The organism is Streptococcus sp. HSISS2 (assembly GCF_000448665.1).
Classification (GTDB): Bacteria; Bacillota; Bacilli; order Lactobacillales; family Streptococcaceae; genus Streptococcus; species Streptococcus raffinosi.
The window spans coordinates 1,642,978-1,665,309 of the sequence record NZ_CM002133.1; the positions used below are offsets into that span (position 1 = coordinate 1,642,978).

Sequence of the window (22,332 nt, forward strand, 5' to 3'; positions counted from 1 at the left end):
CCCAAATCAAAAATATTGATTTGGGCTTTTTGGTAGGTAAAGAATTATTGGTTCTTTTTCAATCTTTTAAGTGTTTATATAAACCGAAGGCACGGTCTAACTTCATGGATTCGATGGGACGTTTGCCCTTGATATAGAGATTACCATTGGTCGCATTCATCAAACCCGTTTTTGAAATCGCATAACCAGTCGTCATGCCGCTATAAAGGAGTTTTTCAAGTTTCTTGGCATCTAGGACTCTGCTTGAAGAGTCAAGGCTACCATTTTCCGCTTCGTAAATATCCACAAGTCTCTTAAACTTATAAGCCGTTTTTATGGACATGTCACCAGCGCTTCCCTTAGAGTAATAGCGATAAAGATTTTGTGGGCTCAAGTCCACTGAAGCTGCCTCAGGGCCACTAGGTGAGTAGGGCTGGAGTTTGATAAAGGTGTTTAGCTTTCCGATATCAATGTGTGATTCGCTGTCATTTTCCCTATGAATTGGCAGTGCAATCTTATCCACATTTTCCTTACGTCTAATCGTTGCTAACAATTCATAAGGCTCAACTCTTAGAGTTTTGGAAAATTTTTCCAGAGTATCTAGTGAAACAGTCCCTCTTTGCTTGATTAAGTTATAGTTGGTTTGTGCCATGCCAGATGACACCACAAAGTGCGTCATGCGTTCTCTGACTTCTTCAGCATCCATAGTCTCTGTGATATGTAATTTCTTACGAATATTATTCCACAGGTTTTGCGTGACCTGGTCAGGCTTTCTTGGAAACTCAAAAACTTCATGCTGGTTGTCTTGAGATAAAAGCATACCAAGTGTGATATTTTTCTTGGTCACCTTAGCCAGACCATTAGTAATGGTTACAATCTTTGGAATATTTCCCTTAGGCTTGTTCATAAAAAGCATCCGTAAGCTTCCTGAAGGAATTCCCGTCGCTTCGGAAAGCTCTCTGTAACTCTTCTTATCTTTCCAATAGTCGCCCATCCGAGCTTTCTCTGCATTTTCCCAGAAAAGTTGCTTAAGAGGCTTAAGATCGCTCGGACGATTTGAAATTAATCGTTTTGACATCATTGTCTCCCTCTAAAATTGCTGTTTAAGTATAGTCCGCCACTATTATCTCATATTTTTAACAAAATTAAAAACTATTTTTTAAGCAAATTCTCATTGTACAACTTTAACGACAATAGCATTTTAATATCTCTACTAGAAATCAACCTTAAAACTCCCCTCGTACACGCAACGAAGGGAGTTGTTTTGCTAATAATTCCAATTAACCAAGAGATAAATGAGGCTTGAGCCAAACATATCAGCCAAGGCATGGACTAGGAAGAATGGAAGCAGGTTTTTGACCTTATATTTATAAAGAAAATAATAGAGTAGACCAAATACCACACCGATAACCAGAGCCCATAGCATACCCTGATAGGTGTGGAAGGACACACGGACAAGGGTTGAAAAGAGCAAGACCCACCACTTATACTTGTCCTTTACTGAGGTCAAGAGTCCTAGGAAGAAAAATTCCTCGTAGAAACCGTTAAGCAATCCGTAGGTAATAGCCATAGGTGACAAGGCCAGAAACTTATTAAGCACAGCCATAGGACTAATAAAGGCTAAAACTTGAGGACTAAAGTAGTTATACTGGCCTGACAGCGTGCTGACCATATCGGCCAAGAGACCCATGATAGCGAAAATAAAAGGTACCCAAAATAGGACAGACCACTTTAGACGGATAGGCAGTTGCTTGAAGTCAAAATGACGGATCCAAAGATAGACGAGGGCCAAGGACAAAAGAATCAGTTGTAAGCTGAAATTACTTGAGTAGGCTGCTCCTTTGCTAACCGTATTTGTCGCTGTTTCAGTCACTGTTGTGGAAATGGTTGGCGACAGACTAGCCATATACAACTGGGTCGAACGCACGATAAACTGTCCAAACATGATGAGCGTTACCATACCGATGTCGAACCATCTCAGTTCCTTAAGTGGTTGCTCGGGATGGATTTTCTTTAGTAATGACATTGTCTTCCCTTCCTCCTCGTATCTACAACAAAAGCTCGTTTTTTCTTTAAGCTTATTATAAGTCATAATCCTTAAATTAACACTAACATTTGCAGAAAAATTAGTATTTGATTCGGAAAAAGAAAAAGCAAGGAAGGCATCTTCCCTTGCTTCAATCTAATGATTAATCGTTCTTTTTGACGACGCTCACAAGTACAATCAGTTGGAATACTGCTAAAACAAGGAGAACTCTAAACCCATTTTGGCTCCCCTGAGCTGTTGCTTGAGCAAAGTCAATCTTATGATTGGTTTGACTTAAGGCAACAATGAGAGAAGCAAGCGTTGTTCCTACTGCTCCTGCAAATTGTTGGAGGGTATTGAAAATCGCATTGGCATCAGCTCGTTGGTCCAGTGGTAATTGCTTTTGTCCGTTAGTCATAATATTACCAAAGGCCACTCCTAGTCCCGTCATGAAAATCATGTAAAAGACAAGAATCAAGGTATTTGAAAGCGAGAGACCAAACAGAGTAAAGAGCAGCTGAGCAAGGACGATTAGACTGGCCCCAATCAAAATTGGTTTACGTGCCCCCATCTTATCAAGAATAATACCTGAGAAGGGAGCAAATCCAGCACCAATGATAGCACCCGGAAGAATCATCAAAGCAGCGAGAGTTGTATTAGAGTGGTTAACCAATTGCACATAGTTAGGTAAAATAAAGCTCATACCGAGCGATCCCAATTGCAAGGTAAAGAAAGCAGCGATATGGCCAGTAAGGCGAGGATTCTTCAGAATAGCGAGATTAATGATTGGATTTTCCAATTTCATAGAGCGCCAAACCAGAAGGATCAGCCCCAAAATACCAAGGACAAGCCAGCCAAGCACTGAGAAACTAAGAAAAGCATGATCTGCCATCCCGTGAAGGCCTAGAATCAAGCCCAAGAAAAGAAAAATGATGGCAAACAGGCTAAGAATATCAAAGGATTCACGTTTAACCTCACTCTTTTGCTCAATCGAACGAAGCCCTGCAATCAATGAAGCCAAGAGAATAGGAAACTGAACAAGGAAAATAGACCGCCAACCAAAGTGTGCCGTTAGAAGACCACCGACAGTTGGGCCAATGGCTGGTGCAACTGCTGTAATCAGTGTACCAACCCCCATCATAAGACCAATCTTACGACTTGGTACCCGCTCCAAAATGATGTTAAACATAAGAGGAAGGGCGAAACCAACTCCCATACCTTGTACCAAGCGGCCTAGGACAACAAAGCCAAAGTTAGGGGCTATAAAGTCGATAAGGACCCCCAAGACCGACAGAAGATTGGCGACCAGAAAGATTGATTTCATCTTAAAGGAACGCTTGAGGTAAGCTGATAAGGGCACCACGCAAGCAACGACTAATAGGTAGATGGTTGTGACCCACTGAACGGTTGATGTTGTTACTGAAAATTCCTTCATCAAAATTGGGAAGGTAATGTTCATGGCTGTTTCACCAGCCACTCCACAAAAGGAAAGGACACCTGTCGCAAAGATGGCAGACAAGACCTTAGTGGAGATTTTTTCATATGACATAAGTATTTCTCCTCTGATGACGATTAAAGATTACGGTAGTGTTGTAAGATTTTGAGAAAGATTCCTCTTTCTTCAGCCGAAAATTGTTGGGCAAACTCTTCCTCTTCCGCCCGAAGATAGGTTTGACAGGCAGAAGCAATCTTAACTGCCTTATCCGTTAGCACAACTGCTTTTTGCCTAGCATCTTTCGATGAGGTATGACGTTCGATCAAACCTTTTTTCTCCATCCGCTGTAAGAGGACCGTTGTTGTCGAACGCTGAATGTTGAATTCATGCTCAATGTCCCTCTGAAAGATTTCTTGTTTCTCATGATTCATTATAAAATCAATGACAGCCATCTGATTTCCCGTCAAACCAAATCGCTTGGCGAACTGGTCAAAGTGACGCATCATGTTATTATTGGCTTGTTTTAACAAACGTCCAAAATGGTCCAAAAGTCTACTCCTCAATTATATTGTTAGCTAACTAGCATATTAAGTATAGGAGAATTTTAGCCCAATGTCAATATCACTTTCAACGGATGACAAAAAAACTCAAGGACTTATAGCCCTTGAGTTACTTTACGTAATCTTTTGTGACAGGAATTTCCTTAATCACACGCGCCGGATTTCCACCAAGAACCACATTGTCGCCAAAAGACTTGGTGACAACTGCTCCTGCTCCAGCTACTACATTATTCCCCAAAGTAACGCCTGGAAGAATAGTCACGCCTCCACCGGCCCAGAAATTATCACCAATGGTAATGGGTGCTCCATATTCAATGCCTGAATTACGCTCGGTTGGATCAAGCGGATGCAAAGGCGTCAAAAACTGACAATTAGGGCCAATCATAGCATTGTCACCAATCGTGATAGGACAGATATCCAGTATGGTCAAGTTCCAGTTGGAATAGAAATTTTCACCGATATGGATATTAACACCGTAGTCTGTAACGAACTGAGGATTCATGGCAAGATTCTCACCAGTCGAACCAAACCAAGATTTGATAATCTCCGCCCTTTTGAGACGGTCAGGTTCAGCATTAAAGGCCATTTGCTTTTCTCTCGATTTAGCTGCTAGGGCACGTAACTCAGGGTCGCTAGGTTTATAAAAATCACCCGCAATCATTTTTTCATATTCTGTCGGCATGGCAAACTCCTTTTGTGATTGTACTTCTATATTTTAGTATAGAATTGATGTCACCACAAGTGAATAGATATAAACTAGCCTAACAATCTCAACTAAAAAACATTACAAAATATGAATTGTAACCATAGCTCCGTTATTTTCATTAGAAAGTCTCAGTTCCCAATCATGAAGTTCTACGACCCTTTTTACAAAAGATAACCCTATACCAAAATGGTGATTTTGAGAGTCGTTCTCAGATTGATTGTCTTGGTAAAAGAGTAATCCTACATTATCAATCATATTAGCCGAGAACCTTGAGCCATCATTCCAAACCGATAATACAATTTTATTTTGCTCATATGATAATTTTATAACTATTCTTGGCACCGTTGATTTACTATAGGACATTGCATTATTCACAAGATTAGTGATTGCTCTTAAGAATAATACTAAGTCAATATAAATAGTAGTATCAGATGGTGTTTCATTCAATACTTTTAAAACACAAGTCCCAGTTGTAAGAGGAGATAGTTCCCTAATCAAACATGTTGAGAGCTGCTCCGAAGTAATATGCTCTTTATTGATATTATCTTTATAAAATGTTTTTGAATATTGAATAAATTGATTAAAATAATTATCTAGCTGTTGACTTGAAGATTCGATATCTAATAAGCATTGAGTTAACTCAGGAGACAAATCAAATGTCTGAAGATACTCAGCATTACCTGAAATTATTGTTAGAGGTGTCTTTAAATCATGTGCTGCGGAAGACACTCTGAACATTAGCTCTTGCTTTTGTTTCTTCTCTTTTTCAAGCATCTTCTGAATTTTATCCTGCATCTTCATAATATGTTCTTTTGTCTCAATAAATTCAAATAACCTTAGTGGCTTAGAGTATTTGTTATTGTCTGAATATAAGCTTTGTTCATATACTGTCTTCATCTCTATCTGAATTTCATATAGAAGTTTTTGTACATTTCTTACAATTATAACAACTAAAATGACACAAAGATAAATCCACGAACTAACACTAAAAAACATAGTAAAGCTATTCACATTGTTAGCATTAATTCCTTCAACTGCTGTAAATAGGGCAGGAATGATATAAAAAACAAATGCATATCAGAAATTGAAAAATAATTTTCAAATAAGTTGCTCTTATCAACTGCTTTAATGTTATTGATTTTGCCATTTATATCCCCACCCCAAAGAGTTTTAATTGGATCAATACCATAAGGTTTTAATTTTTGTCGAATCTGATAGATATACTCTGTGATACTTCGGTACTGAACTTCTGAACTTTGAGGGTACAAATATTCATAAAGCTCCTCTACACTAAAGATTTTAGTTTGATAGGTAAACAACAAATATAATAAATTAAACTCCCTTCTCGAAAGAGAAATACTATTACCGTCTACCATTAATTCCTTTCCTACCCTATCAAATTGAAGTAAACCACTAGTCTCAGTATCTCCGACAGAAAGTAGCCTTTTATCTCGTCGAATATGCATTTTGACTCTTGCAACCAACTCCTTCATACCGAATGGTTTGGTAATAAAATCATCTGCACCTATTCCAATAGCTTCAACAATATCTTCTTCAAGGTTTTTAGCAGTAATAAAAATTATAGGTGTTTGAATCTGACTTCTGATACTACTACAAATATCAATACCACTCACTGGCATCATTATATCCAGTAAAATCAAATCAAATCCTATGAAGTCACATAGGTTAATATCTTCAACAGAATTTCTAGTTTCAACTACATAAGAGTTTTTCTCCAGAATATTCTTAATCAATCTTAAAACTTTTAAATCATCGTCAATAACTAGAATCTTAGACTTTACCATTTTTTTCCTCGTACGTTTTGAATATATTGTAACATAATTAAAAATCGAAAATACATTTCAAAATTAGCATATTATTGATAGTTCAATAAATTGAGCTTCTACCAAATCTTAATAATGCTCATTTTAAAGTAATAGAATATGTGTTCCAAAGTCTTGTATTTATTTTTCAATCAATCTATCTAAATTCGATGTTGTCTCATCTAAAAAAATCTTTATTTGACTTACTTTAAAAATTCCTTTCTAATAAGGTAATAATTCGTAAAGAATAACCCAATAAGCCAAATTATGAATACAATAAAACGCATTATAGAGTAGTTTGTATGTATTAGCTGAAAAACTAAATCATATATTATTACACTTGAAGCTATTGGTAAAATCCTATCTATAAAAGGCAACACCAGTATAGGAAATAATAGCAAAATTGCAAGTGCAATCATTGAATTACCACATAAAAAGGAAAAAGAGTAACCCGCTAAAAAGTATATAACTGAACCAAACAAGTAATAATAAAAATTTACTTCACTATGAGTACCCTGACTAAATATCATTACTATTAAACCTGCTAATACTGACTGTGTTAGACATTCTAGTAGGTCTATTAATAATATATATAATGTAGCTTTCACCCTACTTCCGTTGTTCAGGTAAACTTGCTTATAACTTTGTGTTCTCAATTCTACACTTGCATTTAAAACTCCATTCCCTAAAAAAGAGAACGATATTATAGTTAATAAAACAGAACTGTTAAAAGTGATAGAATCTCCATTAACTTCGAATTTTAGATATCTTAATAAACTTATTATAATAACAAATACTAACTGAAATAATAAATAAACCTGTATAGGGAATAAACTATATTTTTTATAAAACAAGCTATGCAATTGGCTTTTCATTCTTCTTCCCCCATTTTATTTTTCTAAATAAAATAAACAAATCGTAGTAAGGAAAGTTTCAAATAATAGAAGAATCGCTCCATATAATTGAGTTGTTTGACCGTCTTCTATCCTACCAAAAGCAAAAGACTTAGCTCCAATTAAAGGTAATAAATTATCTAAAATAGGAGAAATTACCCTAAGTATGCCTGATAAAGAGAAAACTAACAATAAAACTATCACAATCAAAGAAGGAATTGATCTTTTTGTTATTTTTACAAGTAATAGAGAGAGTAAATTAAGTGTAATTGTAAAAGCTCCTATTCTAGTGAAAACATCAAGCATTAAGCCTATAGACAGAATACTTTGTAACTTACTAACTAACATGAATTTTAGAAGTAATGCATTTAATAAAAACAACGTAAAGGTCGTCATTATTGAAATAACAACTATACTAAATATCTGTGAAAACAATCTTATTTTCCAGTTAGCACAAATTAATGATGAAAAGTCATCCTCACCAAATTGATAATCAGTTGCTAGAATTAATGCTGACAATATAGGTAAAAATACTACGGTTGCTTGATACGGAGATGATAAAATAGCATCTCTCACCGTTCTATAGGGAGTTTCAATTACATTTGGATCAATATTTACTGAGTTTGCAGCACCGGTGTGTAGTGCATTAATGACTTGAATATTTTGATATGTAAAAAACAAACTAACTACAACTAAGATAAATAATCCCATTTTAAATAAAGTTAGATGGCTATATTTATATAAATACCCCTTTATAACTTGACTTAACATTTTACACTACTCCTTTCGTGTACAGAGCTAAAATAGGCGTTTTCAAAACTATCATATTGCTTCAATACTTGCTCACGTTTATCATTTAGAACAACGTGACCATTTGAAATACCTACAACTCTATCTACGGTTAATTCAAGTTCGCTCATATAATGGCTAGTTAATAATACTGTTTTTCTTGTTTCACAAAGTCTTTGAGAAACTCTCTTAACCAACGTATTCCCTCTGGGTCCAACCCATTAATAGGTTCGTCTAAAATCAAAATATCGGGGTCTGCAAGTATTGCTGTTGCTAAACCTAATCTCTGCTTCATTCCTAAAGAATAATCTTTGATTTTTTTCTTACCAACATCTTTTAATCCAACAATTTCTAAACATTCAATACAACGTTGCTTACTGAGTCCACAAGAAAGTGCAATCCATCTTAATTGCTCATAACCAGTTCTACTTGGATAAGGTTGATAACTATCTAAAAAAGTTCCTACTATAGAGATTGGCTCAGCTCCTAACTCACTATATGTTGTTCCCAAAATAGTTGCCTTTCCACTATCAGCTGACTCCAATCCTAATAGTATTTTTATTAGGGTTGATTTTCCAGAACCATTAGGTCCTATCAAACCAGTAATCTCACCTTTATTAGCATGAAAAGTTATATTTGATAATACAACTTTGTCATCATACGTTTTATTTAAATTAGTAATATTAATCATTTTGTTTTCCTTTGACGAATAGAACCTTTTGAAATTTTGACAAACTAATGCTCTCACCAATAGGTTTACCATCAAGTTCACCCATGCATATGCAATAAAAGAGGAAGTTTTAAAATCTGAAACCCAATCTGGAGAACGTCTTGTTATAGCGAAGGTACCTTTCACTATAATTGTAGTTTATCAATATATTTTCGGAAAAAAATCAGAGTTAATAGTTTTACATATTTTTAATTAAAAATATTCTGAGATAGTCTTTAAACATCTGATTTTAGATAAGAAATAATCCACAAAAAAATCCCAAGTGCACAAGGCAACTTGAGATTAATGAGTTCTTTTTTGACAGAGCTTTTTCAATTGCTGAACATCCACCTTAGAACTATCCATCAAGGGAATGGCATCGATCGTATGCCAGTACTTGGGCTGCTCAGTGGCTAGTAAAACACTAGCAATCGACTTCTTAGCTTCCGATAAAGATATACTGTCTTTTAAAACAAGAAAGGCATGCACTTCATCACCAGCCAGATGACTGCTCAACTTGAGACAAAAGGCATCTATTACGAAAGAACAAGAGAGTAGTTTTTGTCTGATAGTTGGCAAATGCAACTTGGTTCCAGCATAATTAGCCCAATCAGATGGTCGCCCTTCCAAGATTAATCCTGCTTTTGAAAAATGACCATAGTCTTCTACAGTATAAGGGCATCTTACTCCGACAGCTGCATAAGGAGTCGTAACATAAATTTTATTGTTTTTCAGCTTTATTTGAACATTTTTAAAAGCTCGACCAACTAAATTGGGATTGTCTAAAATCTCTCTACCCTTACACCAGCTGATAAAACTTAATTCACTAGCGCCATAAAAACAATAATGTCGCAGGTCGGTTGCCTGTCATAAAGGTCACGAATCAGAGGAACTGGCAAGGTTTGAGAAGAACTGATGATATAAGACAAGTCAAGCTCCCTACTGTTTAAATGACTTGCTAGAACTTGTAGAAGGCTTGGTAAGAGATACAGATGACTAACTTGGCAGGTCTGACATAATTGCACCCAACTTCTCGGAGATGGTTTATCACTAATAATCAATTGCCCACCTTCATAAAGGACAGCCAAGGCCATGTTAAGGTTCCCTGAAAAACTAAAATTGCCTTTTAAAAATAAGGACGTTTTCTGGTCCATATGAAAAATGCGATTTTGCTCAGCAAAAAAGTCCACCCAAGAGGAAATGGTTCGCCACAAAATCTTGGGTTTCCCACTTGTTCCCGAAGTCAAGATTCCAAAATCTGCTTCTAAACGTAAATCGGAGGCACTCGCTTCAGACGCTAAGGCCTGTTGGATCTCTGGAGACAAATTAGGATGGCAAATAACAGGTTTTATGCCTAATGATACAGCTACTAAAAATGTCATCAACTGGTCAAGCGGACGGTGTTCTACGATAAAGCAAACATCAGATGACTTTGAATCAAGTCTTATTTGATTCATCATCCTTAATAAATCACAGTAAGTGTAAGATTTGTCATCAATAACTAAAGCCTGCCGATGAGGAGCCTCTTGAGCCCAAGCTTTTATTTTTTGAATCATATTAAGCTTCCACCCTCTCAATGAGAAAAGAAATACCAACTCCTCCAGCACCGGCAATAGCACAAAGTCCATATCGTCCCTTTTGTAAACGGAGCGCCTGCATTACATGTAAAAGATTGATCGCCCCCGAACAACCATAAGGGTGGCCATAAGCTAAGGCACCACCAAATAGATTGTAGTGATTGACAGCTTCTGGGAAATGCCTTTCAAAGATACAATCAATCACTGAAAATGCTTCATTCCATTCAACAGCATCTATATCCGACATTGAAAGATTGACTTTCTTTAATAATTTTAGAGTTGCTTTGTAAACTAATTCAGGACTAAAACGAGGATCTCCTGCTACCTGAACCATGTCACAAATCTTAAACTCACCGACTTGATGGCTCAATAAAAGAAAAGCAGCACCATCATGTGTTAAACAAGAGTTTGCGGCACTGGTCAGACTATCTGGACCTAAGATTGGAGGAATTCGACTTAACAGTTTTTCTGAAATCTTAGGTCGAATCCCCTCATCCTTTTTCCCAGGCATTTCTAGGATAACAGGAGATAGAGTCCCTGTCTCCAAGGCCTTCTGCGCTTTAGCATGGCTCTTTAGAGTCCATTGATACAATTCTTTTTGAGTAACCTGATATTTTTGAGAGACCCGTTCGGCTCCTCTTATCATAGCTAGAGAATCCGTACTATCTGGTGAAAACTGAGCAACGTAGTAACTCCCTGTACGATCATCCTTGTCGGCATAAGTTCGCAAAGGTTGTAAGGATGAACTTTCAATACCGCCTGCAATAATATTTTCCGATAAACCAGCCTTTATCTTAGCAAAAGCAAAACCTAGGGCGGCGCTTGCTGAAGCACACTGCATATCAATAGTTGTCGCAGGAACAGTTTCAGAATAATCGGACAAAAGTCCAGTTAAACGACCAATATTGCCACCTGTTCCAACAGCATTTCCGCAAATAATGTCATCAATGTGACATTCTGGATAACGCTTCTTTAAGGCATTTAAAATCCCAGCACCTAAATACTCTGGTCGCATACTGGCGTATTGCTTTTGAAACAGTCCAATGGGTGTCCTTAATCCCCCTTGAATATATACATCTACCATTAAACACTCTCTCCTTTTACAATGATAGTATCCCCTCTACACAGATAGAAGTCCTTTTGATGACAATAAAGTGATAATCTTTCTTGCGCATAGGCTGGGGCTAAAAAACGTAAGGATAAGACAGAAACTCTTTGTGGTAGGACCTGTCTCAAATAGTCTAAATAAAGACAGGCTGGGATTAAAAAGGGAGCCTGCTGATGCAAAGGATTGTAATCTCCAATAGCTCTTACAAACTGCAGAATATCTGCCTTGGTAAATTGCACGTTCGATAGAAAAGTAGCTGAGGTTAGATCTAGTTTATCATGTGATTTCCTTCCAAAAAAAGAAGGTCTCTCCAATAAAAAGGTTGCTCTTAATTCCTCTCCACCTTGTACGAGTAACATCTGCCGCAATCTTTTTTGATGTCTTAAAATGAGAGTTTGATCTACTGCTTTCGTTTCTTGCCATCTTAGTTTTACGAGTAAACTATCTTTGGGTAAATCTGTATTCGATGATATCAATAGTGAAAATAATTTTCTCATCATCATTCTCCAGTAAAAATATGAATAAACCTATAAAAATATATAAGTTAACCATTTTATACTATAAAAACTGGTCATATTGTCAATGATGAGTCAAAGGTGCAAATAGAAGTGAGTCAAATGGCATGAATTTGCTAATGAACAAAAAATCCCAAGTGCCATAAGCAACTTGAGATTTTCTTTCTGTCTGGGCATGCCTGAGTGATTCAGGTCTTTTGATTATTTTTCTTTTTGATCTTTGTGATCTTTTTATTTTCTTCTTACGTCCGTTACGGCCAAGTCCTAGACCTGTTACCGATACGGTAAAGCCTGCGATGTTGATGGTTTCTTCAATCTTGCCCTTGCCTACTTCGTCTTCATTTGAAAGGTTAATTGGCATCTTGTGTTTAGAGCCAGTACCTTCTGCTTGGTTGGCAACAGGTGCTTCAAAATCATCACCAGGGCCATAAGTTGTTGGACCGTCATGAGATTCAGAAGCTTCTTCGACTTGGTCAAGTACTTCTAAATCTTGAACATCTTCAACGACAATGTCATCTGCCTTATCTTCCTTAGGCTTACCGTTAATATCGCCTGTAAGTGGGATATAGACAACTGTTTCTTCGAGATTACGTTGTCCAACGGTCTTACCTTCAACTTTATCCTTGTCAGCGCTGTAGCCTTCCACTTCAGGTGTGACAACTGTTTCAAACTGACCTTTATTTGAAGTCCAGTAGCTTGAACCGAGTTCTTCACCTGTCACCTTATCAATGGTCAAACTACGTGTCCATTGAGCGGTTTGGATGTTATTGGCAGGAAGGTCTGCTTGGCCATCACTTGATTCGTAGAGAACTGTGAAGGTGACATCTTTGATATAGTTTTCACGTTCTGGCCATTTGGCACCATCTGGATCTGCTGGGTTAATTGGTTTACCAGCTTCTTGGATGTTATCTGGGCCTACTTGAACAGTACCATGACGAAGGGTAACCATGAAGTTTTGGTCAACGTGTGAATCGCCATCAAAGATAACGCCGTTAGTGAAACCATCTGCAAGGAGGGTGTAACCACGATCACTGTAGTACTTGATACGTTCGATTGTTGAGTAATCAATCACTTCACCTGATTTACCAAGCAAGTCAACAACTTCAAGTTTCTTACGTGTCGTACCATCAACATAGGTCACTGTAGCTTTCTGAGCATCTTTAAGGTAAGTAACTACTTCCAGAAGTTCAGGTGTTTCTACAGCAACATCCGTCATTCCAGCGATTTCCATACGGTCTGGTGTAAATCCAACAACTTCTGGAGAAGGAACTGCTGAGAAGCCTGTTTGCATGCTTGACCATGCTTCATAATTGATTGCGCCTGTCACAAGGTTAACATTAGCCAAACGTTTGAAATTAAGAACTTCAACATAATCGTCGCTTGCCAATCCGCCTTCTTCGAAGACATACTGAATAGTACGTGTTACATCAGCATGGTTTTCGAGTGACTCAACACTATTTGGCCAAACTGGGCTATTGACATCATTTGCATCGACGACTTCACCTGCAACTGGTGCTGGCATGTCTGGGTCTACAAGAACCAAACGTTCACGAAGAACCACTTCGAAGACTTGATCAAAGTCAGAATCACCATTATAAGTGTGGTCAAAGGCTTCTGCAAAGCCATCGTTGACGAGCTCATAACCTCGTTTAAGCAAGTTAGCGAGTTGTTCATCAGTAGAGTAGTCAATCTTCTCACCTGAGCTTCCGATGACTTCATCACGTGTCAACTCTGACTTGTCCATTTCATTCATGTAAAGGATGAGAGCTCTTTGTTCATCCTTAGCATAAACCACAGTGGTGTCTTGACCTGGATGTTCTGGCGTGATAAAGGCCTTTTCAGAGATATAACCAAATACATCTGGAACGACTGTTTCCATAGCCATGGTTGGATCTTCAGGATCGTTGTTGTAGCTTGGTGTAGAGGCGCTTTCAATTGGTGTACCATTCTCATCGACCGGAATAATCTTACCGAGTTCGGTATAAGTAACAGTATCTTCAACTTCTGGGAGGTCAGGTCTAACTTCCAAACCACCAGCTTGACGTTTATCTGCAAAGAAGCCTTCAACAACTGGGACGTCTACAACATCATAAGTGAAGCTGTCTTGATCCCATGTGCTCGTTTCTTCCACTTGGTTAAATTTACCATGGAAGCTGAAGCTGTCTTGGATATTGATAACAGGATCCTTGTAACCTGCACCTTGGAAGGTAACCGTTTGTTTGGTATCTTGAGTAATATCTTCCAAGATTGGCTCATAAACCAAGGTTTGGTCAAGACTGAGGTCAATAGGCAAGACCAATGCACTCTCAGCTTGGTAACCCGCAAGCTCTGGTGCCAATGTCTCAATAACTTGCGTAGCATCTTTAGGATCATTGGCAAAAGGAACAGGCTCTGCATCTGCGATTGGATTTCCAAAGGTATCAACAGGAATGATTCTACCAAGTTCCTTGTAGGTAACATTATCTGTAGCCTCTGGTTTATCAGGTGTTACCACCTGCATACCGGCAACTGCCTTGTCAGCATAATAACCTTCTATCACAGGAACAGTAACCTTAGCAAAGGTATGGCTGTCTTGGTCCCAAGTATAAGTGTCTTCTGCCTGATTATATTTACCAGTGAAGCTGAATTCAGACTGGATATTAACAGATGGTGTGGCTGCGCCAGCTCCCTTGAAGAAGACAGTTTGCAAGGTTGGTTGCGTCACATCTTCAAGGATTGGAGCGTATTCAATGAGAATGTCATCTGTCAAATTTTCAGGAAGAACACTCTCTTGGACTGGACGGTAGCCAGGAATATGAGGTACGAGTGTCTCACTGACCTTAGTTGGATTGTTGGCATCATTGTTAAAGGTTGGCGTTGGAACGTTCGGAATCAAGCGTCCGTTAGCATCAATAGGAATAATCTTACCAAGTGGCATGTAGGTAACAGTTTCTTCCATATTGTCTTCTGTTACATCTCTACCCTTAACGTCCACTTTATCGGCATAATAACCTAAAACAACTGGTGCGTAGATGTCATAATATTTTGTTTTGTTTGGAGACCATTCAGTTTCATCAACAAGCTCTCCTGAGACCTTGTCAAAGGTAAGGGTACGTACCCAATAAGCCTTTTGAACATCAGCTTCCGGAAGGTTGGCATTGCCATCTGTGCTTCTATAAAAACCGTAAAGCTTACTTCTTTTTCGTAAGCATATTTAGATGGCCACTTAGGTCCATTGGGATTATTTGGATTGATTGGGGTATCTGGAACTTGATCATGATCAGGCCCTACTTTCGCAACATCGTGTTGCAAAAGAACGAACCATTCTTGATCATCAATATCTTTATCATCAAAAATGGCATCTTTAGGGAAATCATCCTGAATCAAGCCATATCCCATATCCTTGAAAGTCTGAATACGTGTTGCTGTCCCGTATTCAATAGCTTCACCTAATTCACCGGTCAATTGGTCACTAACCAAGTAAGCACCGGTTGTTTCATCAATATAGGTAATGCTGGCTTTCTTGAAAATTTTACGATACACAACCGGAGTATCGACTCCTGGTTTGTTCGGTACTACACTTTTAATATCTGTCATATAATCTTGAACAGCTGGTGTTGCTGTCTCACCCGCCTTTCGTGGATCTTTATTGTTATTGTTATACTGCTTAGTCAAAGCACCTGGAATATAGTCACCATCTTCAGTGACTGGGATAATGCGTCCCAATTTCTTATAGGTCACATGCTCCGTTACTGTCGGCACATAAGGTGTCACGACGTTAAAGCCTGCTTCTTTTTGGTCAGCGAAATAGCCCTGGACAAGCGGTACTGATATCTTAGGATAGGTAAAGCTGTCCTTGTCCCATTCAATTAAGCCAGTCTTAGCATCTCTAGTCCCTGTAAACACATGATTTTCCATGACTTCAGGGTCTGGTGTTTTAGAACCTGCTCCTTGAAAAATAATTTCTTGTTTAGATGAAATACTTACTGTTGCACTACCATCATGATTATCAAAGAAGGCTTCGTCTGCTCTGGCTCTGGCAAAGTCTAAATGAGAAGGGGCACTGTGGTTAGGGTGACGCTTATTACTAGTCAACAACATAGAAAGATCTATCGTATCAACTAGATCAGTGTCTGTTGAACCGTGTGCAATATGCTCTTCGGCAGTTTTGGCCTTGGCCGCTGCCTCAGTCGCATTTTCCCTATAGGCTCTCAAAGATACTCCCCCTTTCCTCTTTTATAAGAAATAAAATCATATACTTGTTAACTTCTCATCGAAATCTTTTTCTATGAAGATTTCATTTTCCCTCAGAGAAAAGAACAAGCTATTATCAAAGATTAAAATTTTCAATATCTTTTATATATACTATAATACGAGAATGGATTTTTTACAAGTAAGGTGTAAGAACTTTAATCATTTTAACCACTAAGTGAAAAAATAGCGTCTTAATGTGCAGAATCTATCAAATAACTTATGAAAGTGGCATGAAAATGAGATTACACCAACGACTTAAATGACGAGTTTTTAATGGATTAATGCTTTTAAAGTGATCCTTTTTTAAGAAACTCACTATCACCTAAAATACCATTCATCATCCTTGGGGATGAATACCTTAATAGTCTTAATACAAGCCATGCCTACATCACTACAAGGAGACTGCAAGAAATAACTAGCATTACTATTTAGTATAAAGTGACTTTTGGGCTTCGTCAATAGAATGTCATCAATTAATGACAATCTCTATTCTTATAGTTTTATTGCATTTAAGTGCCAGCCACAGATCTCTTTTTAATAGTTACGACGTCTAGACTGAGGGGAATCTAACTCTCTTATCTGCAGGTAAGAGCACTCTTTTCGATTTAGGATTAACTTTAGGTCAGTATTTTTCATCTGATTACGCCATGAAAACCGAGACTTCTGTCTCGGTTTCGATAGCTTGAAAATGATTAGATTTGGCCTCTACCTTCACCATCAAAGTAAACCCACCATCCTGGACTCACTTCAACCCAACGGTTAACAGCCATCTCACCTGAATTTGGATCATAGTAACGAACAACGCCGTTCACACGAACCAAATGACCTTTGATTTGCTTACCATTGTTATCAAAGAGGAGGTTTTGACCATTGATAGTAACCATGCCTTTGACAGCATTACCATTACCATCGAAGTAATACCAGCTACCATCGATTTCATGGAATTGATTACGGTAAAGCTCACCTGAATTTACATCATAGTAACGAAGGTTGCCATCAACATTAGCCAAAGCACCTTTGACCTGACGGCCATTTTGATCAAAGTAGAGGTTTTGACCATTGATGTTTTGTGAACCTTTTACGGCTGCTCCATCATTATTGAAGTAAGCCCAAACACCCGGTTCAATTTCAGCAAAACGGTTGCGAGCCATTTCGCCTGAGTTAGCATCATAGTAACGGATAGTGCCGTTCTCATTAACGGTACGACCTTTAACTTGGACACCATTGTTATCGAAGAAGAGTTCTTGACCATTGATGTTTTGGTGACCTGTCACACGTTTACCATTACCATCGTAGTATGCCCAAACGTTATTACCAATTTGTACGAATTGGTTGCGGCCTGATGTATTGTTATTGTTGTTATCTGGTTTTGGATCTTGTTTACCGTTTGCATTCAAGACACCGTTTTGGTCGTAGTAGAATACTTGACCTCTACGGTTTTGACGGTAACCATCACGCAATTGCACCCCATTAGCGAGGAAGAAGTATTGTTTACCATCGATAGTCTTTTCACCGATTGCCATACGGCCTGTATTATCAAAGTAGTAAACATTGCCATCATTATCTTTGATAAAGGCATTTCTAGCACGTTTACCATCGTTGTAACGATAGTAAACGCTGCCCCAGCTCTTTTCGAACCTACCGCTACCATCACCATTTTGGTTGTTATTGTTCGTTGATTGGTTGCTTCCTACTACTTTTGGAAGGCTAACTTTACCACCATTGGTTCCATAGTAACCGCTAAGACCATTCTTGAGGACATACTCTGATCCACGGTCAAGAATATTGGTACCATTCATATATTTAGCAGACCATTTTGTAATCTTCTCATCGGTTGTCAAGCGTTTACCAGTAGAGATTTGAACACGGTCAAAGATTTGTGGGTAAAGACGTTTTAATTCATCAAGGTAGGCACCACCATATTTACCTTGGTAATCATTACCAAAATTACGTGTTTTAGCAACATAAAGGCTATGGTCGATGATGGCACCGTCTTTAGTTTCTCCGTAGTTATTAACACGAGTTGCTGTAACAACTTCATCTCCTGGAAGGTTGTAGATTTGGTCTGGCACCCAGTCAGCGATGGCTGAGATACCTACAGCGTGGAGTGATTTAAGAGCTGCTTTCAAGTCTGCCAATGAACCATACTTGTTGTCCTTACTCATACCAATGTCATAACGGTCTGAGAAGGCATAGCCATTTTGAATAACTGAGTCAAGGAAGGTACCGTCATCACTTGAAACGTATTGTGGAGCAAATTCGAATGATGTGATTCCCCATTTCTTGAAGAGGTTAGCATTTTCAGCAATCTTCTTGTTAGTGTATTGTGATGAATCTTGGACGAAGTCTTGGAAGTTTGAGAATCCTTCGTAGATAACTTGTGAATCCAAGGCAGCTGAAGAATTATAGACTAAACCACTGCTATTCTTAGATTTGCTTGCTGCTACACGCACGTCTTGATTTTCAGAAGCACCTACTGGTACCCAAACGGCTAAATAGCCATCCACTTGAGCATTACGAACACCACTGATTTCACCTTGATTGAAGGTTAAATAACCATTAGCATCAGTGTACTTAACAATACCGTTAGCATCGCCATCATTCAAGTAAGAGGCAACACCATTAGAGGTTGTCAAAAGTAATGGACGATAGGCTTGATTTCTGTGAGCTGCACCCATGTTGATTGTCAAATTGCTATGCAAACGAAGGGCAGGTTGGTTGGAAAGAATGACAGCCATCCCTTGGTTACGGGTTTCAGCAGTACCAGCATCTGAAGCGTTGTTAGCTCCTTTACCGTAACGGACTGATGTTAAGATACCAGAAGCATCCCAACCATTGGTATTTCCTGAACCTACGTAACTCATCTTCATGTCTTGACCACCAGCCGCATAACGAATACGAGCTTGCAAGAGCGTAGAAATAGCATCATGATATGGTGATTTTTGGGCCATGTATTGACCATCATCAGTGTACAAATCACCATAATAAACACGAGGAACAGTGTCCTTATTCGTTAACATGAAGGCATAAGCAGATGGAATATTGTACTGTGTATATCTCTTATTGGCACTTCGCATATCCGCATTGTAGATTTTGAAGGCTTTCTTCATTTCATCAAGAGTGAAGGTATTCCCAGTTGATTGTGGGTTGATTTCATTTTTAATGATTTGGCCAATTACTGACTGAACTTCTGAGTCGTGGGCACGAACAAAAGTATAGTTAGCCATACGTTTTGTATTTTTCTTACTTTCTGAACGGTCATTCAGACTATTGGTAATAAGTGGTTCAAGACCTGAACGGTTCCCAATTGGGCGTAGGAAAGAAAATACCATGGCTAAACGCAATGGATCATCCATTGGTAATTGGGCACCTTTAGTATCTTCATTGTAGTATGCATCATTATGAGACCAGGCTTCAAGAATAGAAAGGTGCTTGATGGCTTCCTCTTCGCTCTTTTCAACACCATACTTAGCTTTGAAATAATCTGAAGCAATTTGAAGAAGGTCGGCATTGACATTATCCACAGCATCGACACGAACACCATCAAAGTTTTCATCTTCAGAGCCACCTGTGAGGCTACCAATGTTCATGATATAGTGAAGCCAGTTTAATTGTTCAGCTTGAACGGCTGGGTTCGAATTGTCAATATCGTTTGCTAGAAGAAATTCAAAACCACCTGATGAATTATCTTTAAAGTAGCGACGTGTGCCATCTTGTTGCGTCGGTGTGCGGTTCAAGAGGCGATAGTCTGAATTAGCATAACTTGTACGGCTACTGTTGTTGTAAAGAAGGGCACCGCCTTGCAAGTGGTCGCTATTATCAAGGTTCTCAGAAGTTGAGTTCCAACCTGGTTGTGTTTTGACAAAATTTTTGATGGTAGTACGCAACCAATCCGTGTTCCCTTCACGCGCAATACGTTCTTCGATACGTTTTTGCACTTCAAGGGCTGCTTGATCCATCTGTGTTTGTGAACTATATGATGTAAAGGTTTGGTTTGTTCCCAACCCTTTTTCTTTCATGTAGTTGAGGTAGCTGGCTTGGATAGCCTTGCTTGGCCACCAAACAGTCAGCAATGGACGTTTGTCATTTTCAGTTGAGGCTGTCCACTCTTTACCGTCTTTCAAAATTTCTTTAGGACGGTACCATGTGTTGGCAGTGAAGTAGCCATCAACAAGTTCGATATCTTTATCAGTTGTACCATAAAAGGCATTTTTATCACCATTTACAGTAACATTTGTGTTGGTTGTGCTATCAGCTGCTGAACCAGTACCACCATTTTTATCGAAACGGTATTCTTTTTGGTTAGACAATTCACCAGTTTCGGCATTAAAGTATTGGCTACCGCCGTTACGTTCAAGGACATAGTTCTTACGAACAGTACCGTCATCTTCAACATAGTATTCTTTACCATTAATGGTCTTGATGTGGCTTGGACCGTCAGCAACAACATTATTTGTTGCTGGAAGATCATTATTGACAACTGTAACAGTATTATTGTTGTTATTGGCAGTGTTTGTGTTGCCATTAACTGGTGTGGCACGGCGACCTCCTGAAGGACCACGACGAGTCCCCGTTGCCGCACGACGTTCACGTGTCGCTGCTCGATCCGTAACTGCTCTTGTGTCAGTTGCTGTATTGGCTGCACGGTCTGTCGTAGCAGCTGGTGTTGTTGGATCTACTGCACGATCCGTACCAACTGGGGTAGCCGTATCAACCGCACGGTCCGTAACAGCTGGTGCAGTTGGATCTACTGCATTGGTTGCTGCTGTGTTAGTTGTATCCGTTGTCAAAGCAAATGTTGCTACCGGTGCTGCTTGGTCAGTAGTGACATCGTTTGTTGTCGCAATTACTGCTGTTGGATCTTGAGTTGTTGCTGTATCATTAGATACAGTACCCGTGTCAACAGTAATATCGGGGATGGCTACGTTAGCATCCGTGTGTTCGTCGGCCTGAACGACACCGTCGTTAGTCCCTAAAGAAACAGCTGAGACCGCACCTACTGACAATCCTGTCACGGCGATGGTTACCCATTGTTTCTTAACTTTGTGCATTTTATAATGTACTTTTTTGTCCATATAAAAAGACTCCTTTTTCCCATTAATAGCTTAATTCTAAAACATTGAAAGCATTTTTTCAATAAAATCTGATGAATTTTCATAATTTTTAGAAAAGTCACTTCAATTTTTTAAGACAATTAGTTAGAGATGAGTATTTTGAAATAGAAAATCAGCCATTTTGTTTGTACTTAAAGAGAAATAAAGGATGATACTACTGCTATTTAGAATGACTATTGACAAACCATCAATTTTAATACTAAGGCAAGGAAATCTAATGGAAAAAGACCAAATCCTTAAGGCTCTTTCTCCTCAAAACACAAAAAACACCACCCTAGTCGACCCCTTAGGTCACTAAAGATGGTGTCTTTTTTAGGGGAGCTTCTCATAGAAAGAGTAAATTCTAACTATCTAAGCTATTCTCTACTTTCTGAGGTTTATGAGATTCAAGTTCGGTCACTTTAGTGTCAGAAAAAGACACTTTCCTTCAAAAATGAAGGGGAATACAAACCAGATTATAGGGCCACAATTCATCACAAAAAATCTCTCAAAATCTTATACAACCTGCTGAAACCAAGGAAAAAAGAGTATAATTAAAGTGAAAAAGTTAGTCTATTTAGCAACAAATAGAGGGGTAGGTGAGAAAAATGCCAGTAAAAAATACAAACTCCAAGACAAACCAAGATAAGAGAAATAGTGGTCAAGAGGTCACTAATCCAGGCAGTCTTAAGCAAAATTCTCAAGAAAACAGATTTGCCACTGTTCTCCTGTCAGTCGCATTTTATATCGCTTTGGTTTATCTTGCCTTGTTTTTACTTTTGGGGCTGTCAAATCCTTTGGGAATGCTTGTAATCATTTTTTAGGTTATAGCTTGATTAGTTTTGTCATTGCAACCATCTTAATAGGAATAGGCCGTAAAAAGGTA

Annotated in this window: 16 protein-coding genes and 3 pseudogenes; 1 reads left to right on the top strand and 18 read right to left on the bottom strand. The window is 38.5% G+C overall.

Translation table 11 applies throughout. The annotated features are described in order from the left end of the window. Positions 1-58 precede the first annotated feature (58 nt). From HSISS2_RS07285 to HSISS2_RS07355, 18 genes and pseudogenes are all read right to left on the bottom strand, one after another. Positions 59-1,057 carry a hypothetical protein gene (locus HSISS2_RS07285; protein ID WP_042767245.1) on the bottom strand — a complete coding sequence of 333 codons (999 nt, stop codon included), beginning with the start codon at positions 1,055-1,057 and terminating at the stop codon, positions 59-61. 189 nt (positions 1,058-1,246) lie between these two features. Continuing rightward, positions 1,247-2,005 (bottom strand): CPBP family intramembrane glutamic endopeptidase, encoded by a 759-nt coding sequence (locus tag HSISS2_RS07290; protein ID WP_021146119.1) that lies wholly within the window; start codon positions 2,003-2,005, stop codon positions 1,247-1,249. 163 nt (positions 2,006-2,168) lie between these two features. Beyond that, positions 2,169-3,554 (bottom strand): MFS transporter, encoded by a 1,386-nt coding sequence (locus tag HSISS2_RS07295; RefSeq protein WP_021146120.1) that lies wholly within the window; start codon positions 3,552-3,554, stop codon positions 2,169-2,171. A gap of 23 nt (positions 3,555-3,577) precedes the next feature. Further along, the gene (locus HSISS2_RS07300; RefSeq protein ID WP_021146121.1) at positions 3,578-3,988 is read right to left on the bottom strand and encodes a MarR family winged helix-turn-helix transcriptional regulator; all 411 of its coding nucleotides are present in this window, start codon (positions 3,986-3,988) and stop codon (positions 3,578-3,580) included. A gap of 121 nt (positions 3,989-4,109) precedes the next feature. Next, positions 4,110-4,682, bottom strand: a complete 573-nt coding sequence (locus HSISS2_RS07305) for a sugar O-acetyltransferase (RefSeq protein WP_021146122.1) — start codon at positions 4,680-4,682, stop codon at positions 4,110-4,112. Positions 4,683-4,784: 102 nt separating this feature from the next. After that, a complete protein-coding gene (locus tag HSISS2_RS07310; RefSeq protein WP_240472011.1) occupies positions 4,785-5,603 on the bottom strand; it encodes a HAMP domain-containing sensor histidine kinase in 819 nt (272 codons plus the stop codon). Between the two features lie 110 nt (positions 5,604-5,713). Then, positions 5,714-6,511 (bottom strand): response regulator transcription factor, encoded by a 798-nt coding sequence (locus tag HSISS2_RS07315; protein ID WP_021146124.1) that lies wholly within the window; start codon positions 6,509-6,511, stop codon positions 5,714-5,716. A 221-nt stretch (positions 6,512-6,732) separates the two neighbouring features. Then, positions 6,733-7,404, bottom strand: a complete 672-nt coding sequence (locus HSISS2_RS07320; RefSeq protein WP_042767082.1) for a hypothetical protein — start codon at positions 7,402-7,404, stop codon at positions 6,733-6,735. Positions 7,405-7,419: 15 nt separating this feature from the next. Continuing rightward, positions 7,420-8,193, bottom strand: a complete 774-nt coding sequence (locus HSISS2_RS07325; protein WP_021146126.1) for a hypothetical protein — start codon at positions 8,191-8,193, stop codon at positions 7,420-7,422. Then, positions 8,187-8,902: pseudogene (locus HSISS2_RS07330) on the bottom strand (ATP-binding cassette domain-containing protein). Before HSISS2_RS07330 ends, HSISS2_RS07325 begins: the two are co-directional and overlap by 7 nt. A gap of 321 nt (positions 8,903-9,223) precedes the next feature. Next, entirely contained in the window at positions 9,224-9,550 is a 327-nt protein-coding gene (locus HSISS2_RS11930) for a long-chain-fatty-acid--CoA ligase (protein ID WP_021146128.1), read from the bottom strand. 188 nt (positions 9,551-9,738) lie between these two features. Then, positions 9,739-10,476, bottom strand: a complete 738-nt coding sequence (locus HSISS2_RS11935; RefSeq protein ID WP_021146129.1) for an AMP-binding protein — start codon at positions 10,474-10,476, stop codon at positions 9,739-9,741. Position 10,477: 1 nt separating this feature from the next. Continuing rightward, positions 10,478-11,581 (bottom strand): thiolase family protein, encoded by a 1,104-nt coding sequence (locus tag HSISS2_RS07340; RefSeq protein WP_021146130.1) that lies wholly within the window; start codon positions 11,579-11,581, stop codon positions 10,478-10,480. Further along, positions 11,581-12,102, bottom strand: a complete 522-nt coding sequence (locus tag HSISS2_RS07345) for a MaoC family dehydratase (protein ID WP_042767083.1) — start codon at positions 12,100-12,102, stop codon at positions 11,581-11,583. The genes HSISS2_RS07340 and HSISS2_RS07345 overlap by 1 nt, the downstream gene beginning before the upstream one ends. An 82-nt stretch (positions 12,103-12,184) precedes the next feature. Next, positions 12,185-15,058 (bottom strand): hypothetical protein, encoded by a 2,874-nt coding sequence (locus tag HSISS2_RS07350; protein WP_021146131.1) that lies wholly within the window; start codon positions 15,056-15,058, stop codon positions 12,185-12,187. A 96-nt stretch (positions 15,059-15,154) separates the two neighbouring features. Then, a pseudogene (locus HSISS2_RS11940) lies at positions 15,155-15,313 on the bottom strand (hypothetical protein); the annotation flags it as partial. A gap of 101 nt (positions 15,314-15,414) precedes the next feature. After that, positions 15,415-16,200, bottom strand: a pseudogene (locus HSISS2_RS12225) (hypothetical protein); the annotation flags it as partial. Positions 16,201-17,045: 845 nt separating this feature from the next. Beyond that, the gene (locus tag HSISS2_RS07355) at positions 17,046-21,428 is read right to left on the bottom strand and encodes a glycoside hydrolase family 70 protein (protein ID WP_021146133.1); all 4,383 of its coding nucleotides are present in this window, start codon (positions 21,426-21,428) and stop codon (positions 17,046-17,048) included. 626 nt (positions 21,429-22,054) lie between these two features. On the opposite strand from HSISS2_RS07355, the gene HSISS2_RS07360 reads away from it, so the two are divergent. Further along, positions 22,055-22,270 (top strand): hypothetical protein, encoded by a 216-nt coding sequence (locus HSISS2_RS07360; protein WP_021146134.1) that lies wholly within the window; start codon positions 22,055-22,057, stop codon positions 22,268-22,270. The last annotated feature ends 62 nt before the right edge of the window (positions 22,271-22,332 follow it).